The organism is Bradyrhizobium sp. Ken01 (genome assembly GCF_055807355.1).
In genome coordinates this window covers 39,129-55,954 of sequence record NZ_JBVVPC010000042.1, presented here as the reverse complement: position 1 = coordinate 55,954, position 16,826 = coordinate 39,129, and the positions used below count along the sequence as shown (strand labels likewise).

Genomic DNA, 16,826 nt, shown 5'->3' with positions numbered 1-16,826 from the left:
GCTAGGTGTGATTCAAGTCCGTTTAAGGGGTCTTGAGGGGGATCACCGATCGGGATCACGCGGGACACTCTGTCAGGAGACCAGCCCTCGATTAAATCAGGTGCTCGGTTTTGTAACTAGGGAGCACACGGCCTAGCGTGCTTGCATATGTCCGTTGCGCCAGAGAAGCTGCATAACTCCGGCGTCACTGCCGTAATCGCCGCTAAACTGCGGAAAGCCATGACCGCCGTCCAACTGAAAAGTTTGAGATTGCAGCCGATTGAGAGCGTTCATAGGAATCTGGAAACGAAGAGCCATCCCGCGAAGCTCCTAATAACGGGGCTTGTCAGTCTGCCATCAAGATCGGCCGGAAGTTAATCCTCCGCCGCGATTTGCGGAAGTGGGCCTTCTGTTGCCGGACAAGTCTGCGCCTGCTCACACAATCGATGATTGTGGGTTAAATCCGCAGCCTGCGAATCTGGCCCAGCCCTTGCTCCAGTCAGGGACCAGCGCTGGCTCACCAGAAAATGCGTGAAATCCGATGACTGACTTCAGAAGCGCTGTCGGGAATGATGTCGCTCAGCAGTCGGGCCCGCGCTTTCCAGCAAGGCCGGCGATGATGCTTTGATTTGCGACAGGGTCTATGGACCTGTGAGGATCTTTGCGGATCAGGTTCTAACCGGCCCGCCAAGGTCATCCCGGCAGTTCGAGCTTGAGTCGAAGCCAGCGTCCATTCCGATATAGTAGCTGCTCTATTCGTAGATCGCAGCCGTGACGGCCTGCGGAGGCTTGGTCTATAGACGCTGGACGGCCTGCGCAGGCAGATCAGCGCCGAATGCGGGAGCCACCGCGTCAAGCGCTACAATACTCACGCGAGCAACAATTTGTTCATTTCTGTCCTCACGCCTGGAGTGCCCCGCCCCTCGTGCATCTAAACAACGTCCGCGTGAATTGCTGTACCAGCTTCGAACCAGTTGCGCGTAAAGCAATGTTCGAACCGAACGCTGCGCAAAGTGTCGGACGTTTCAGGTCATCTCCACTGCGCCCCAATGCTTGGTCGCATGCGGGCACAGCTAGCCTTCATGCGGACGAAAAGTGGGCTGCTGATGTCAGCGGATAAAGGACAGCGCAAGCCAGATGATGCCCAGCCAGACTGCAATGCAGAAGAGCAAAGCGCTTTGCAACATCGTCGCTCGTATCTTGTGACGCCATCGAAGGAGTTGCGATGAGCAACCGGTGAAGCGCCGACCGCGTACAACAGCTATTACTTCTTCGTAATCTGCAAACCGAAAGTAAGAGCGATGCTTGCGAATATACGACAGCCGCTCAGTGGGTGAAAGGCACTGTGCCCAAACCTCCCATGCCTCATCATCAAAACACGCTCTATTCTCAAGGACTTCGACGAGGCGTTCGTCACGCTTCATGATGCATCCGCTGTACTGTCTATCGCGGATCGAGTTTTACAAAGGAAGCCTCACCTTCGAAACCTCTCAGGTTAGGTAGGCGAGTTCAGTGAAGCGAGCCCGGCCAAAAGGCATCCGTCACGGCCATCGCAGCGTTGCACGCGAGATGAAAGTCGAAGTCATTGCAAGGGTTCTGGGGGCCCTCTTCTCGTCCAGTGCGGAGGGCAAGCATCGAGGCGCTGTAGATGCCGAAGGAGAGTGAACGGGACTCCTTGTCGGCGCTGCCGCAATCGTGCTCGTCGCGGCATTCAGTTTAAGCGAGCGCCAAACATATCTTCTCCGCGGTTCGCGCCGGCGCTGATTGGATCCGGTTGGGCAGTAGCTTCCGCATATGCGAAGAACACACAGATGTGCGTTGTCACGCCGGGACCGGTTGCGAATTCTCCGCCGCCGATCCCGATGATCGGGGAATGGCCGACGCGCGATCTTCTGCGCAGAAGTCGCGAGTCAAATCGGCTATCAATCTCACGTTCCACGTGCTCTTGAGACTGTTTCCACGTGAGCGCGCGTGCCTTTGCTCTGCCGTGCGAGTCTGCACTGAAAAACTGGCGATGGAGGGGCGTTCGCACTCGCCTGGCGGATCGGCAGTTTCCTTGTTTGAGCAGGGCCGAATGCAGCGTTGGAAACCGCGGCGTGCGGGAACTCGGAGCGGCGGCGGAGCAGAAGTTCCGGAATGAAAGTGAGCACCATAGAACCGGGCGCGTTCACGCCGTTTGCGAGAACGCCAGCTGCGCGCAGCGTAGCCCAATCCAAAGCCGCCGAAGAAGATGATAGTGAGAAAAGGAGTGCTGTTGTCATATCGATGTGTAAACCAGAGGATGCTTTACTGTGGTACGTCACACCGCCGCCATCGGTGGTCGACTAGTTGGCCGCCGCTAGGCGGCTTCTCCCTCGTTCCTACAACGTGACGCAACGTCCGATTCAAGTCCCACTCCAACCAAAATGCATTCTCACTCGAGGTGGCCTGCAGCAGCAGTGTGGGCGAGCCCGGCACATCCTGTCGATGCGCGGAACAGCCCACGCCGTAATCGTTGCAGGAAGCGCCGTTCGTTAGTGCTGATACTGTGGTTGTCAGAGATCTTCGATTCTGCCGGCGGCATTGCCCCATCGCCCCGGGCCGCAACGGAGAAGACCTTCCGTCGGAACTGTAAACGTGGACGAGACTAGAGATCTCACTGCGCAGTCGGCGTGCTGTTACGACGCCTGGACTATTTGCGTCGGGCAGCCGCAGGCGGTCGCGCATCGCAGTGCAAGGGATACCGCATTCATCCTCTGAGATCTCCGCCAAGAGGATCCTGAGTGCGGCGCGGTTCGCTGGTCATGAACATTTTCGTTGCAAAATCGAGCGACCTGTATGCTCGGTCGCGGACCGCCTGCGACAAATCAGGAGTCGCGTCGATCGCGGCGCGCGCGTCGCTCATAATCTTATGCTTTGCAAAAACAAGCTTCGCGTCTAGCATTACATGAAGCGTCTCTCGAACATCAGGTAAGATCAAGCTGTCGCCATCGATCAATTCTCGCAGTTTCCAAAACATGCGCTCGGCTGCTACCAACGACCCGAGGACTGTCATCAGTCTTGGCGACATCATGGACCATCTCCTTCTCCGCCCATATTCTCGCGACCATCCCAGCGAAATGAGATGTGCCTCCGCTTGGCACCGTCGCGCCAGCCGCCCGCTGAAACGCGATGACTGGGATACAATTGTCCTGCTACGCCTCGCGGGCGTGTGACGCCGCCTGCTCAGGGGTGCCCGCAAACCGTGCGATTTGCGAGCAAGGGCATTTATTTTCCCCTGCTCCCCGGGCCGCATTGGGGCGCATGCGCGGGCTCACCTCCAAGACCGACATCGAGGCTGGTTCTGATTACCACAATGCGGCCAGCGCGCATCGGAGTTGGACGTCTCCCGCCAGGCTCTATGCTGCTCCGCTTGTTCACTGGGATCGCTCTGTTAACCAGGCGAAATTGAGTGACTGAACCCGGTCACGCAAAGGTGGTCATTCGATCTCCCGCCGCTCGGCGCGCCCGCGCGCTTGTGATTGCATGAGTGCATCGAGATCGAGCCTCCCGATCTGGCGCGATGGTGTGTCGGTCGCGCGCTACCTTGAGCTCGATCGATTGTTGCCTCTCCATCGGCTGCTTAAACGCACATGCCGTTTCCTTGTGCCGGATCCGTATCTCGGATTCCGTCTCTCTTACTCTTCTCATCACTGCACGGCTATGCTGTGCAAATCGTGCATTTCACCCACCAGCGGCCACCGCGCTTCTCCGCGCGCAACTTGCCGCGGCGAATCCGAGAGAGCACAGCTTCGGGGCTTATGTGGTTCATCGCTGCGAACCGTTGAACAGAGAGGTAGTCCGTATGCAGAAGTGGAGGGGTGCTAATGCCGTGCGCAGCCAGCAGAATGCGCAGCGAAGCCAACTCCGCGAGCACGAGCTCAAGTTTACGCGCGATCTCCTCCGTCTGGTCGGAGCGCTGCCGGGACCGCGTCACGAGCGGCTCGCTCTGGCGATAAGCCACACCTTGGATTCGTGTCGAACGCGATCAGCGAACTGGCGCGCTAAAGCGGGATCGGCGTGAGCTAACTCACCTGTCCAAGCGAGCCGCTGTTGGGGCAATGCCAACGTACGAACATGAGAGTCAGGCCGTTTACTGCCGTTAAGCGTCCCTGTCTGGTGATGTAGTTGAAAGGATCTCATGCGCGTCAAAGACACTTGAACCGTAAGAGTGGCCTGAACGATGCATCCAGCTGCGGGACTCATCGGCCTTGGTGTTGCCATTTGTTGCTAGGTCAAGAGCGAACCTATGGAATCGTAGTTGGGGTCACCATCAGTGCTCGGCCGCTATGAGCTCGGAGTGAATTGCAGTTGCTGTGTTGAGGCAGGCATCCAGTGACAGAGATCCGAAGGCGACCTGACAAAGGAGATAGTTGGCGCCTGCTTCTTCCACATGATCGAGAAGAGTTTGGCGCACCGAAGCGCGCGTGCCGACAACGCACAGTTCACTCTCAATTGCGGCATCCAATGTCAGGGGCAGGTTGGACGGAGGCGGGATGTCATTGAGGTCGTACAGGAACTTAAAGCTCTTGAGCCATGTTTCGTAGGCTGGCGCCGCGAGGGAGCGGGCGACTGCTTCAGAGCCGGAAACTACGACCATGCGGAGCAATGCGAGAAATGATGCTGCGCCGCTGGCAACACCCTTCGCCTCTCGATTAGCGCGATAGACATCGGTTATCTTGCGAACGGCAGAAGAGGGGCCCATGCACGCGAGATTGGCGCCAATTGTCGCAGCCCAGCGGGCTGAATCTGGCCGATTTGTCGCAATCCACGTCGGGGGGCAAGGATGCTGGTGTGGTGATAGCGTCAAAGGGACGTCGCTCAGCGCAAAATGCTGCCCTTCGTATGTGAGCGGGCCGCCATTCATCGCGCCAACGAAGATTTGAGAAGCTTCCTCGTAACGGCTCGAGGCGACATCGGCTCCAATGCCAAAATAGCTCAGTTCGATCGGCAGAGAGCCGCGACCAAGGCCGACCTCAACCCTGCCGCCGCTCAGGTGATCCAACATGCAGATCTCCTCGAATGCACGCAGCGGGTGATAGAGGTTGAGCAGCATGACCAAAGGACCGACGCGAAGTCGCCGTGTGCGTTGTATTACGCTTGACAGAAATAAATTCGGCGACGGACCCAGTCCATGCGGAGTGCAATGATGCTCCGCCAGATGATAGGCATAGAAACCGAGCCGGTCGTAGGCCTCCGCTAGGGTAAGGCGGTCAGCGTACTGCCGGGTGATATCGCGGCCGTCTTCGTCAAGATGATCAAAGATGCCGCAGGTCAGGTTTGAGGGAACAACGTTTCTCACTCAGTTATCTCCTATTTAGACACGACCGGAGTCCGCCGGGTCGGGAGTGCAAGAGGCGCTCGCTGGCAATGCGCTGTATTATTGCGAAGCCGTTCACAAAGGGCGTAATGCGGCGACTGGAGAAAAACTGACTCAGGGCTGCGTCGCGAAGCTGCATCATGTGTGGGTCCGGATCGATTACGACGGAGATCTGTGAGATGAGTGGAAGGGACCACTAGCCACGACATCCCACTTTCCTAAGAATGCTGCCGACGGCCGCAAGAAACGCATCCATCTGACGCTTTGTACCGATGCTAACCCGAATGCACTCTTCCAGGCCGGCATCCGGAAAGAAGGCAACAAGGACTCTCTGGTCTTGCAACGCCGCCTGCCACCATCTGCCACCCTGGCCTACCGGCACACGGGCGAGGAGGAAGTTCGCGTGCGAAGGCGTTACAGAGAACCCAAATTCAGTGAGGGCGGCGGTTACGCGCTGGCGCTCGAGCCTGACGTGGCGATGGTTCTCCTCATATGCGTCGCGATGCGCAAGGACGCTCATCCCCACGGCGTGAGCGACCACATTCATATTGAAGACATTCTGGATGTTGCGAAGCCTCCCGATCAGCTCGGGATGGCCGAAACCGAATCCGACGCGGATGCCAGCGGCGGAATAACTCTTGGAAAATGTGCGCAGGACCACAAGATTCGAATGTTGCTCAACGAGGCGTAGGCCGTCCTCAGGTGCGAAATCGACGTAAGCTTCGTCCAGTACGATCAATCGGTCAGATCGTGTAACGAGGCGTTCGATCTCGGCGAGCGGAACAAAGGTCCCGGTCGGATTGTTCGGATTGGCCAGCAGAATGAACTTGGCATGTTTAGCCGAACCGAAAAGCAGCTCGTCCATCGGCAAGCAGTCCGGTTCAGACCAGGGAATTTCAATGAAACGGGCCCCTTGCAACATGGCAAGCTTGCGATTGAAGGAAAAACCCGGCGACATCATTGCGACCTCGTCGCCCGGAGCAAGAAAGGCTCTGTAAATGAGGCTGAGCAGTTCAGACGATCCATTGCCAGCCATCACGCGATCAGTTGCAATGCCATAGGCAGCTGCGGCCGCTTGCCTCAAGCTGACATTGTCGTCTTCTGGATAGCGGTATTGCAGCTCGAGAGCTGCAATTGCGCTTCGCATCACGACGCCTGGCAAAGGAAAGGGGTTCTCGTTCGTGTTTAGTTTCACGCAATTGTTGTCGGTGGTGGGCCGCCCGGACGGTAGAGCATTCAATTCCCGAGCCACCGGTGAGAGCGCGGAAAGCATAGTCTGCAACTTTGCATCCAAAGTGGTGTCTCCCCTTTTTGTCCACGAGAGTAGTTGAGGGCGTTCGGCGAGCCTACGTGGGTGCGGGCGCTTTGTTCGGACCCGAGAAGCGCGAGGCTCGCGTGAATGTGAGTGTTGGGAGGCGGACTTGGCTCTAAGGGCCGTACCGGATCAGACTCCGTCTCAAGGTCCGAAAGCGATCAGCACGGATCAGGCGTCGCACGGCGTTTTCCGAGCCAATACCTGCTTCCAGGAAAGGGATGGAAGGCCACGTCCCTCGACCGAACAGCGCAGCTAACGATTGGCTCGAACTCGCGCAATCCGCAGACGGACTGCGCGTGACTGACATCGTTTCACGACGTACGTTCGTTCTAAAGAGGTCCTGACAGCTCACTCCCGAGAGCGAGGCGGGCATCAATTTCACTGGCTGGAAGAAGACACCGGTCTTCGTCGGCCTTACGAATGTGGATGTGATGCTCACTGCAGTGGCACTAGACGAATGGGAACGTACTCTTCGGGCGGCCCTGCGAGCGCGCACGATAGCTGTGATAGCATTGCTGCGAGGGTGAGAAATGCTGCGACTGCGGCGATTGCGAGGCACGTGAGGAGCGCGTAATCGATATATCGAGGATGGTTCATCATTCGAACGCTTCGTACGGTGTTGGCACGGGCGGTCAGTTCTGCTCGACCGCTTCGACGGTATTGTCGCGCCAGCGGTAAACGATGAAGCCAGGAGCGGCATTGTCTCCCTTGGAGTCGAATCTAACAGTGCCAATAGCCGTGTCGATTGACTCGGAGCGGAGGGCCGCAGCGACCCGCATAGCATCGAAGGTGCCGGCCCGTTTGACGGAGTCGGCCCATGCTTGAACCGCGGCATAAGCGTAGAGCGTGTAACCTGCGGCGGTTAGGCTCGAACCCTTGAGCTTGGCGACAGCAGCTGCGCCTGCAGCATTCTTCGTCGGGTCCGGCATAAAGGTAAAGAGCGTGCCGTTCGCGGCCTCGCCGGCAATGGCCCAAAAGTCGGTTGTCATCAGCGGATCGTTGGCGATCACGGTCAGACGTGCGCCCGCCTCCGCGGCTTGACGCACGATCAGGCCGATCTCGTTGTAATAGCCGCCGATATAGACGAGCTGGATTCCCTCTCGCTTCAGTCGCGAAACGAGAGCGGTATAATCCTTCTCGCCTGCAACGTAGCTTTGTCGAACAGGATGCTCGCCGGCTGCACGAAGGCGCGATTCAACGATATCGGCGATACCCCTGCCTGCTGTGCTCTTGTCGTCGAGGACTGCGAGCTTTGCACCTTGGTGATGCCGCGCGATGTATTCGGCGGCAACTCTGCCTTGCTGGTCATCGCGGCCGCAAATCCGAAACAGGGTCGTTAGGCCACGCTCTGTCAGACGGGGATTGGTGGACCCAGGTGAAATCTGAATTACCTCGGCTTCGGCGTATATGTCTGAAGCCGGAATCGACGAAGATGAACAGAAGTGACCAACGACGAGCTTGATTCCGTCAGTTGTCAGGCGATTGGCAACAGCGACAGCCTGCTTGGGATCGCATGCGTCGTCGGCGATTCTCAATATGAGCCTTGTGTCAGGCAGCAGACCCGAAGCATTTATCGAATCCACAGCTGCGGCCGCTCCATCGCGTATCTGCGCGCCGAGCGCCGCAGTGCTTCCCGTCATCGGACCCGCTATGGCAATGTAAACATCTTTTGCCCTGGCGCTCGAGCTCAGGGCCACGGAAAGGAGCGCGGCAGCTGCAAGCCTGTGAATGCGAAGGATCGTCATATATGACTCCCGTTGTCTCGCGAGACGACTTGGTCTGCTTCGCCATTCTGGTATGACGCGGCGGCCAACAATCTGGCGCAATGATGTTTGGATCGAACTCAGGTTGCGTACGAATAGGCTCAGGTTGTTGTCAGGTTAGGCCATAAGCTTCGGGCGGGCACGGACGAGCAGACGTTCCGACACTGGTCAGGAGAAGCGGTCGTCTAGGGGCTGACAGGACCAATATCGAACATTCTGCTGATACCCGGTAGATTCGCCAGTCTCCCGTGCTCGACAGGCGTGTGCCGAGGAGGCGCTTGGAAGGCGCGTACGACCATCCATCGACTTGTTCTCGTCGAGAACTCTCACCGAGAACTTCCGAAACTAATGCCGATCATTGGAGTCTCCCTCGTTTAACCGGCGCTCTGTCTGTCGCCCCGTCGCTGCGTCGATGCTTTAGAAGGTACAATGTGACGCTACGTACGAATCAAGTACTTCGAAGCGTGCTCGTTGGGGTTGATTGCCAAGATCGACAGAGTGAAAGACCCAACCGACAACGCAGAGTCCGAGGCGACTGCTAGGGACAAACCATCCGCGGTCAGACAGGATCACCATCACCTCATCCGGTTTAGAGACATTTCAGTAATAGGGCGTCGCAACGGGTGCGCTCAACTCTTTCCCAGCTGGTCCTCCAGCGCGGCGAGGGCGAGATCGAGGTATCGCATGAGGCTCGCATCCCAGCCGGCGAGATTGTGTGGTTCGGTCAATCGCGTTAGCACCTTAAGTATCATCGAGACAGTCGAATCAACTCCTGCGATCTCAGTCAGCAGCGAACGGGCCTGACGCGCGATTGCATTTGCCCGCTCGCAGCACGGAGGCTCACGCTGGTCCATGCAGCTTCGCAGCTCGTCCCGGATCTTTCGCCACCGATCTTCGCGGCTAGCGTTAGAGGCGCACGTGCAGATGGCAGAGGGGGTACGCTCCTCAATCCGCGACATGGCATCTAGCGTCGCCGGCAGCTCGTCGACACTGACTTCTGTCTCACCTTGCGTCGTCATAGTGCGCAATCGATCCCGCAATAATGTCGCGCGCGCGACTTGAAGCTCAATCCGCTCCAGATGGTTTCGCAACAGGTCCGTGAGAGATGTCCGCCCCTCGATCGCCTTGCGGATCTCAGGAAGCGAGAAGCCGAGCTCACGTAGAGCGCGAATCTGGGAGACGCGTTGTAGGCTTTCCCGATCGTACATGCGGTGACCGCCACAGGTACGTTCCGACACCGTCAATAACCCGGTATGTTCGTAATGATGCAGAGTGCGTACGGTTACACCGGTCGCCTCTGCAAGTTCTCCAATGCGCCATCGGCGCCGTCGTGGTATGGCGTTTGTCATGATCCTCAATTTGCAAGCCTACAACCTGACGTCACGTGAGAATCAAGTTATTTCAATGATCTAGATGACGCGTCTCTTGCTGCAGGCCCCAGAAGGTTAGAGTGCATGCCGGTGCTCAAGCGGCCGAGACAAGTGCAAGCATCAAGTGCGCGAGCGACGCCAATTCGTCCCTCGCCGCGCGTTGCATCACCAGTCTGGCGATCGCCACGCGATTCTCGCTGGTTCGCATGCATGACGGTAAAGACGCGATCGCTTGATCGAACAGCCTTCCCAAGCTCGCGAGATCATCCGGATCGTAGACTCCGCTCGGCGTTTCCAACAGAAACCTCCTTTGGTGATTGCACTCGCGCCGCACGTGACGAAGCCGTTTGGCTGTGGTGGGGCAAAAAGGAGACGGAGCGGCGACGTGCGTGAAAGAATGTGACAGGTGCGTCCACGTGATGCCGTTGTGCAACATGGCGTTTGCTTCCTCTGCCCGACAGTGCGCTAACCCAAAGTGTGCAATGTCTCCTGATCCTGCAGCAGCGGTGGCTATTCTGCGGCCTGATCATCAGGAAAGCGAAAGCATGTGCGTGACAGCCCGCTGAGACACTGCCTCCCGAAACGGCGAACCCAGACACAGCACTGATCTCATCGGATGGCTCTCTTTCAGTCGCAATCCTTGCCGTGACGTCTATCACCTCGGCGCGCGGTGCGGTTGATTGGGTTGATCATCGCGGATCAGTCGCACCACCAGTCGTGGCGCGGTGGCGGGCTTGGCGCCTAACAGCTTTTTCGATCGTCCGCTAGTCCTGTTGTGGCACTGTGGGCTCAAAGGCGTTGCTCGCGTGATCGCTGCCCAGGTTTTGAGTGCCGGAAGAATGACGGCTGCTCTTCAACGGCGCAGGTCCGCCGCCGTGAACGTCGGGAGTATGACGGAAGGCGAGGTCAAGCCATTCCTGAAGGCATCATCTCAACGCAGGTGCACCTCAAGCGTCTGGCAAAACGTTGCTCGCAATTAAGGACCGGGTCTCGAACGATCCTGCCATATCCGTTGCATGTGGCGGCACTCAAACGCGTCTAGGGCGCCCCAGGCGCCACGCGCTCGCGCAAACACCTGACATAACTCGTGCAGCAATAACTTGCATATTTAGGCGTGCGCCGGATCAGTGTCGCTGAGCGCGTACATCGGACAGCGTCGGGAGATGCAATGCACTCGAAGTGCAAAGATCCGTAGCGGCTTTGCCTCTGTACAATCACTTGGCGAACCGCTGGCCGCCTCGCTATACGGGTCCGCAATAGCAAGAGACGATGCTACAGTGTGGTTGAGAGTTTGATGCACGTCTTAAGGCCATGCTCAAGTCGAAGCTACTCCAAAATCTGGGGGGCCACTGTCTGGCGGAGTCGCAGCAAATATCCCATCGAACACAAGGCTCGAGCGCGATCTGTCACGGTATTGGCTTGCTCGTGCGACCGCTCACACCTCAATTCCAGCCTCTAACAGTATCGCTTTGGCATGCGCGCTGGACATAGATGCTTCGGGTAAGATAGGCAAATTATCTTGCCGCAGCAAAGGAGCCCTTCGGGGTCAGCGGTGCGAGGCAGCAGCTCGAGATGGACGGCGGTGGCGCGGTGTGAGTCACGCCGCGATCTTTCGAAAAACGCGATTGTCGCGACATCGGAAAGAAGGACCCGGCACCGAGCATCCGATTTGGCTGGGGATGTCGGCCGAAATGATCGAAAGCTGGAGGAGGAGCAGGCTTGGCGAGTGGGAGCGGCGAGCGCTTACGCGGCCGCACCTTGGCTCAGTTGCGGTCCTCTCATCATGAACACTCCTCACCGCAACACGCGCGCAGCTGGAAAAAGTGCCGCCAGCTGATGCCACTTGATCCGGGTTGATCCTGCGGTCTGCAAGCTTGCAGTTGCACTCGATCACGCCGCATCGCGCGCGTCGAGAGGAAGATAAGCGCCGTCGAGAGAGGAAGTGTTCCGAATTTCAATTGTGACATTGTGCAAAGACACGCAGTCTTCCCCGCCCATCCGGGTTTGCGCGAGCTGGCGGCTGGCTTTGGGGTGCGCGATCGTGGGCGGCGTTTGCGTTCAGCTTTTATGTTGATTCGACCCACACGAGCAGGAAGCGCCTCTGCCGGTCATCAGCCATTTGTATCTAGTGGCGCGCTTCGGGACTAACTCCATCGCTGTTGAAGGCAATGAGATCCACCAATTCAGGCAAACAGCGATGCGGGTTCGCTACCAGGTGAAGCCTGCAACTTCGATCGCAGGTGCTGGCCTTGAACCTGACGCGGCGTGCGATTCAAGCGAGTTTGGTGCTGAGGCCGAACATTGTTCGCCGTACAGGCCACATAATTGTTGCGTACTCTGAAGCTGGCGCATGCACCTGTGATGCGGTCCCGTCCGAATCAGCGGAAAGTCCTTAGCCGCCAAGCGAGCTGTGTGATGCGCAGGATCGTCACGGCACCGCGAGTCAATCGGCTGCGACCCGACCAAACTACGCTTAAGCGCGCTTTTGTGCACTATGCCAAACGTCCCTCAGAGGACCGGGGCTTCGAGCCTGGCGTAGGTCCGGTTAGCGAGAGCTGGCCGCAACCGGCCCGAACAGTCCTAGGACGGGCCGTGACATTGGCTGATCTCGGACGGAGAGACCATCGTGGATGCCTGCTGCAAGAATATGTTGCGCAACCACATGCTTGCAGGATCAGTATTATGAATGGCGGGCCATTGGACGGCCTCTGTGAATGTGAGAAGTCGCAGGGGAGGTTCGACAACCCGCAGCGGCATCGTCTGTGCGAAATGGCTGACCAATCTTGAGGGCATGCTCGCTATACGGTTGGTGCCCAATAACATAGGCGGAATCATGCCAAAACCCTGCACCGCGACCTCGGTGCGTATCTTGAAGCCATGCTCGAGCAAGAGCCATTCGTGGAAGGAGGGCCTCAGGGAGCGCCCGAACTGGGCTTCCACGTGCCCGATCGAGATGTATTTCTCGAACGTGAGACGCGAAGTGAGCTGCTTGTTCATGGGGCAGCCCACGCAGACGAAAGTGTCCTCGAACAGAGCCGCCTTCGGATGCGCGCTCGACATGAACATCTGCGGATACATGAGAAAATCGACTTCACCGCGCCGGAGAAGCTCATCAGGTTCCTCTGCGGGCGGCAGCAACTCGAAGCTGATTGTTGGTGCTTCCCGCGCGACGCGGTCCACGACCCCTCGAAGAAACACGACAGTCATGAAGTCGGACAGGATGATCCTGAATCGCCTATTCGATTGAGACGGATCGAAGCCGTCTGGAGAAATAATGGAGAGCTGAATGTGAGCGAGAGCCTCGCGAACCGGGGCTGCGAGCGCTTCAGCCCGCGGCGTTGGGACAAGCTTCCGTCCTTTCATGGTGAATAGCTCATCGCGAAAGTAAGTGCGAAGCCGCGCGACGGCGGCACTCATGGCAGGTTGACTGAGGTTGATGCTTCTTGCCGCCGTAGTGAGATTGCCTTGCGTCACCAGGGCGTCGAACGCGACGAGGAGATTCAGATCAAGGCCCTTGAAACGCATAATCCTGAGCGATCCACGCTGTGAATGTGTTCTATCGATATAATCGATTTTACCATTTGTACCGAATGAGGATAGCAAACGATAGTTTAGCGAGATGTCAGATCCATCAGAATGGTTAGAAATCGTTGCGCGTCTCAGCCCCGCGCTAGGTATCAATCAAGACGTCTCGATCGTGGGGTCGCAGTTTCGCGCGTGTTGCGCAAGCCATATCGCCGTGAGCTAGCACGATCGGAATCCGCAAAGTTGAGTGGGCGTATACGACGAGCAAACCATCGTATGGCTTCGCCAACCCATTCTATATCCACCGTGTACCGCCGTAGAATTGAGCGAACCCTCAACCTGGCCGTAGATTGCCGTCCGGTCGCACCCCTCCGGTTGCGGGTGCCAAATGTGCCTTGGTCGCATCCAATTGGATTGCGTCCTTGCGACGGTGAAATCGTGCGGAACATGCAAGCGAAGGCGTCCTTGGCGAATCTGATGAAAGTTGCGCGCACGCTCGACGTGGTCGCGATTGTGAATGCAGATCAGTCAGTGCGTGAAGCTCTGACGGATATGGTGTTTTCCGCAGGTTACGTGCCTGAACCATTCGAGAGCGCAGAGGGGTTCTTGAAATCAGGCCGCCGTTCGATCACGCCGCGCTTGATCGCGGACATGCAGTTGAGCCCGATGAGTGGCCTCGCGCTCTTCGATCATCTGGTTGCATCCGGAGGCGCGATCCCCACCGTTCTGCTCACAGGCCACTCCGAACATGATGTGAGGCGAGGCCCTGGACTCGAGTTCTCGAGCAAGCCTTTCGAAGGTAGCGAACTGCTGGCCTGCGTCAGGAGCCAGATAACGAACAGGAATGACGCCCTATGAACATTATCGCGCCCGAATCCACACGAGGTGTTTCGGCGCGCCCTCCAGTCCGTTGGAGGTTGTGCTGGGAGAATGACCTTGAACTTGCTGACCATATCGAATTATCCGACTTCTTCCGGAAGACCTATGGTCCGACCGGGGAATTCAATGCAAAGCCCTTTGAAGGTCATCGAAGCTGGGCCGGCGCACGGCCTGAGATTCGGGCTATCGGCTACGATGATCGTGGCGTTGCGATTCACATCGCGGCACTACGCCGCTTCATAAAAGTTGGTCAGAGCGATCTGCTCGTGGCTGAACTCGGATTGTACGGGGTTCGCCCGGATCTGGAGGGGCTTGGAATAACCCACTCCATCCGAGTGATGTATCCCGTATTGCGAGATCTTGGCGTGCCGTTCGGCTTTGGCACGGTCCGTGCTGCCCTGCAGAAACATATTACCAGGCTGCTCGGGCGACAGGGATTGGCGACTGTTCTGCCAGGGCTCCGCGTCCGGTCCGCTCGTCCGGACATCTACCTCACTGTGCCTCCGACGCGCGTGGAGGACGTGGTCGGCCTCGTTCTGCCGATTGCGAGGCCCATGAGCGAATGGCCGGCGGGTGACACGATCGAACGGAACGGGCCAGAACTGTGAGCTCCTCAAACGACTTGACTGAAGCGCGGAGCGACTACACCGAGGCCGGCGGAGAGCCCTGCGTCTATCTGAGCTTTGATGATGGTCCCAACCCGCTTTGCACGCCGGCTATCCTGGATGTGCTGGCGCAGCATCGGACGCCCGCCACCTTCTGCGTGATCGGTGCATACGCGGCGGCCCAGCCGCAGCTGATCCAGCGCATCATTGCAGAAGGGCACGAGGTCGCAAACCACACAATGACGCACCCGGACTTGGCCAATTGCATAGCGGATGAGGTGGAATACGAGATCCTCACGACGAATAAGGTCATCGGAATGGCCTGCCCCGGAGCCTCTGTGCGGCACATGCGTGCGCCGTACGGGATCTGGAGCAAGGAAGCCTTCGCCGCGTCGGTGAAGGCCGAACTGGCAGCCCTGCACTGGTCAGTCGATCCGCAAGATTGGGCTCGTCCCGGCGTCGAGGCGATTGTTGCCGCAGTGTTGGCCTCGGTCAGGCCAGGCGCAATCGTGCTCCTGCACGACGGCTGCCCTCCCGACGAGTTGGGACGCTGCCCTCATTCTGGTCAGCGCGACCAGACTGTGACGGCGCTCGCCCAACTCATTCCAGCACTGCATGACCGTGGATTTGCAATCCGGTCGCTTCCTCAACCTCACTGAATAGATCGATTCCCATGAGCCTGCTTGCCACCATCAGCACCGCTGCTGTTGCCTCCTACGCGTTGCTCTCCAGCGTCCACAAGAGCGCGCAGGCGCTTTATGCGCTGCGAAGCGACGCTCCACTGCCACCGTGCGACCCGGTCGACGCCGATGCTCTGCCCAGCGTCGATGTCATCGTGCCCTGCTTCAACGAGGACCCGCGCACGCTGGCGGCCTGCCTGAAGTCTATCGCAAGTCAGGATTACCCAGGGCGATTGCAGGTCTACGTGGTCGACGACGGCTCTGCAAATGTCGGCGCAGTGGCCGCGGTCCACGCGAGCTACGCGTATGACCCGAGATTCACCATCATTCTGCTGCCAAGCAATGTTGGAAAACGCAAGGCGCAGATCGCAGCGATTCGCCGCTCATTCGGCGATCTCGTGCTCAACGTCGACTCCGACACGGAAATCGACAGCGACGTGGTCAGCAAGCTCGTGCGCAAGATGCAGAATCCTGCCGTCGGCGCGGCCATGGGCCAATTGAAGGCCAGCAACCGAAACGACAGCTGGCTGACCCGATTGATCGACATGGAGTACTGGTTGGCTTGCAACGAGGAGCGTGCGGCACAGACGCGCTTTGGCGCCGTCATGTGCTGCTGCGGGCCGTGCGCCATGTACCGCCGCTCCGCGCTGCTGCTGCTGCTCGAGCAATACGAGACGCAGTTCTTCCGGGGAAAACCTAGCGACTTCGGTGAGGACCGTCATTTGACCATCCTCATGCTCAAGGCAGGGTTCCGAACCGAGTACGTTCCGGACGCCATCGCCGCCACGGTGGTCCCGGACACGCTCTTGCCGTATCTGCGCCAGCAGCTCCGTTGGGCACGCAGCACCTACCGCGACACCCTGCTCGGTTTGCACCTGCTGCCCGGCCTCGACCGGTACCTCACGCTGGACGTGGTTGGACAGAACCTAGGGCCGCTGCTGCTCGCAATCTCATCGATTGCCGCGCTCGCTCAGCTTGCGCTCACTGGCACCGTGCCCTGGTGGACCGGTCTGACCATCATTGCGATGACGATGATAAGATGCAGCGTGGCAGCCGTTCGTGCCGGTGAGCTTCGATTTCTCGGCTTCTCGCTGCACACCCCCATCAACATCTTCCTACTGCTCCCGATGAAAGCCTATGCGCTCTGTACCTTGAGCAACAGCGATTGGCTCTCTCGCAAAGTAGCGAAATCACCAGACGTTGATGAATCGAAGGGCTCGACCGAAGACGCGACAACTGGACCAAGCCTTAACCCCGGATCGGAAATGCCTGGCGCAATTCGCAGGGCAGGTCTTTCGCGCGCTCCATCGCAGCTGATCGCGCCGGATGGCATTGCGGCCGAGACTGAGTGAGCAGCTTTGTAGGAGATTAG

The 16,826-nt window shown here is 58.3% G+C and carries 13 protein-coding genes; 4 read left to right on the top strand and 9 right to left on the bottom strand.

Annotated elements, in window-relative coordinates; all coding sequences use genetic code 11:
• Nucleotides 1-132: 132 nt before the first annotated feature.
• From AC0L3S_RS30515 to AC0L3S_RS30475, 9 genes are all read right to left on the bottom strand, one after another.
• A complete protein-coding gene (locus AC0L3S_RS30515) occupies nt 133-297 on the bottom strand; it encodes a hypothetical protein (protein ID WP_259219150.1) in 165 nt (54 codons plus the stop codon).
• Nucleotides 298-1,088: 791 nt separating this feature from the next.
• Nucleotides 1,089-1,403 (bottom strand): hypothetical protein, encoded by a 315-nt coding sequence (locus AC0L3S_RS30510; RefSeq protein ID WP_259219151.1) that lies wholly within the window; start codon nt 1,401-1,403, stop codon nt 1,089-1,091.
• A gap of 1,304 nt (nt 1,404-2,707) precedes the next feature.
• The gene (locus AC0L3S_RS30505; protein ID WP_259219152.1) at nt 2,708-3,031 is read right to left on the bottom strand and encodes a hypothetical protein; all 324 of its coding nucleotides are present in this window, start codon (nt 3,029-3,031) and stop codon (nt 2,708-2,710) included.
• Nucleotides 3,032-4,270: 1,239 nt separating this feature from the next.
• Entirely contained in the window at nt 4,271-5,299 is a 1,029-nt protein-coding gene (locus AC0L3S_RS30500) for an LLM class flavin-dependent oxidoreductase (protein WP_259219153.1), read from the bottom strand.
• A gap of 214 nt (nt 5,300-5,513) precedes the next feature.
• Nucleotides 5,514-6,590: a histidinol-phosphate transaminase gene (hisC, locus tag AC0L3S_RS30495; protein ID WP_259219359.1), complete on the bottom strand. Its 1,077-nt coding sequence runs from the start codon at nt 6,588-6,590 to the stop codon at nt 5,514-5,516.
• Between the two features lie 674 nt (nt 6,591-7,264).
• Complete coding sequence (locus tag AC0L3S_RS30490) at nt 7,265-8,377, bottom strand: branched-chain amino acid ABC transporter substrate-binding protein (protein ID WP_204513558.1); 1,113 nt, start codon at nt 8,375-8,377, stop codon at nt 7,265-7,267.
• Between the two features lie 647 nt (nt 8,378-9,024).
• Nucleotides 9,025-9,744 (bottom strand): MerR family transcriptional regulator, encoded by a 720-nt coding sequence (locus AC0L3S_RS30485; RefSeq protein WP_259219154.1) that lies wholly within the window; start codon nt 9,742-9,744, stop codon nt 9,025-9,027.
• Between the two features lie 115 nt (nt 9,745-9,859).
• Complete coding sequence (locus AC0L3S_RS30480) at nt 9,860-10,063, bottom strand: hypothetical protein (RefSeq protein WP_204513560.1); 204 nt, start codon at nt 10,061-10,063, stop codon at nt 9,860-9,862.
• Between the two features lie 2,282 nt (nt 10,064-12,345).
• Nucleotides 12,346-13,290 (bottom strand): LysR family transcriptional regulator, encoded by a 945-nt coding sequence (locus AC0L3S_RS30475; protein WP_259219155.1) that lies wholly within the window; start codon nt 13,288-13,290, stop codon nt 12,346-12,348.
• 477 nt (nt 13,291-13,767) lie between these two features.
• Between AC0L3S_RS30475 and AC0L3S_RS30470 the strand changes: the two genes are divergently transcribed.
• From AC0L3S_RS30470 to nodC, 4 genes are read left to right on the top strand one after another with little or no spacing between them, the layout of a single operon-like run.
• Complete coding sequence (locus AC0L3S_RS30470; protein WP_473283312.1) at nt 13,768-14,148, top strand: response regulator transcription factor; 381 nt, start codon at nt 13,768-13,770, stop codon at nt 14,146-14,148.
• Entirely contained in the window at nt 14,145-14,777 is a 633-nt protein-coding gene (locus tag AC0L3S_RS30465) for a NodA family N-acyltransferase (RefSeq protein WP_259219158.1), read from the top strand. Before AC0L3S_RS30470 ends, AC0L3S_RS30465 begins: the two co-directional genes overlap by 4 nt.
• Entirely contained in the window at nt 14,774-15,433 is a 660-nt protein-coding gene (gene nodB / locus AC0L3S_RS30460; RefSeq protein WP_259219159.1) for a chitooligosaccharide deacetylase NodB, read from the top strand. Before AC0L3S_RS30465 ends, nodB begins: the two co-directional genes overlap by 4 nt.
• Nucleotides 15,434-15,447: 14 nt before the next feature.
• A complete protein-coding gene (gene nodC, locus AC0L3S_RS30455) occupies nt 15,448-16,806 on the top strand; it encodes a chitooligosaccharide synthase NodC (RefSeq protein ID WP_259219160.1) in 1,359 nt (452 codons plus the stop codon).
• Nucleotides 16,807-16,826: the final 20 nt, after the last annotated feature.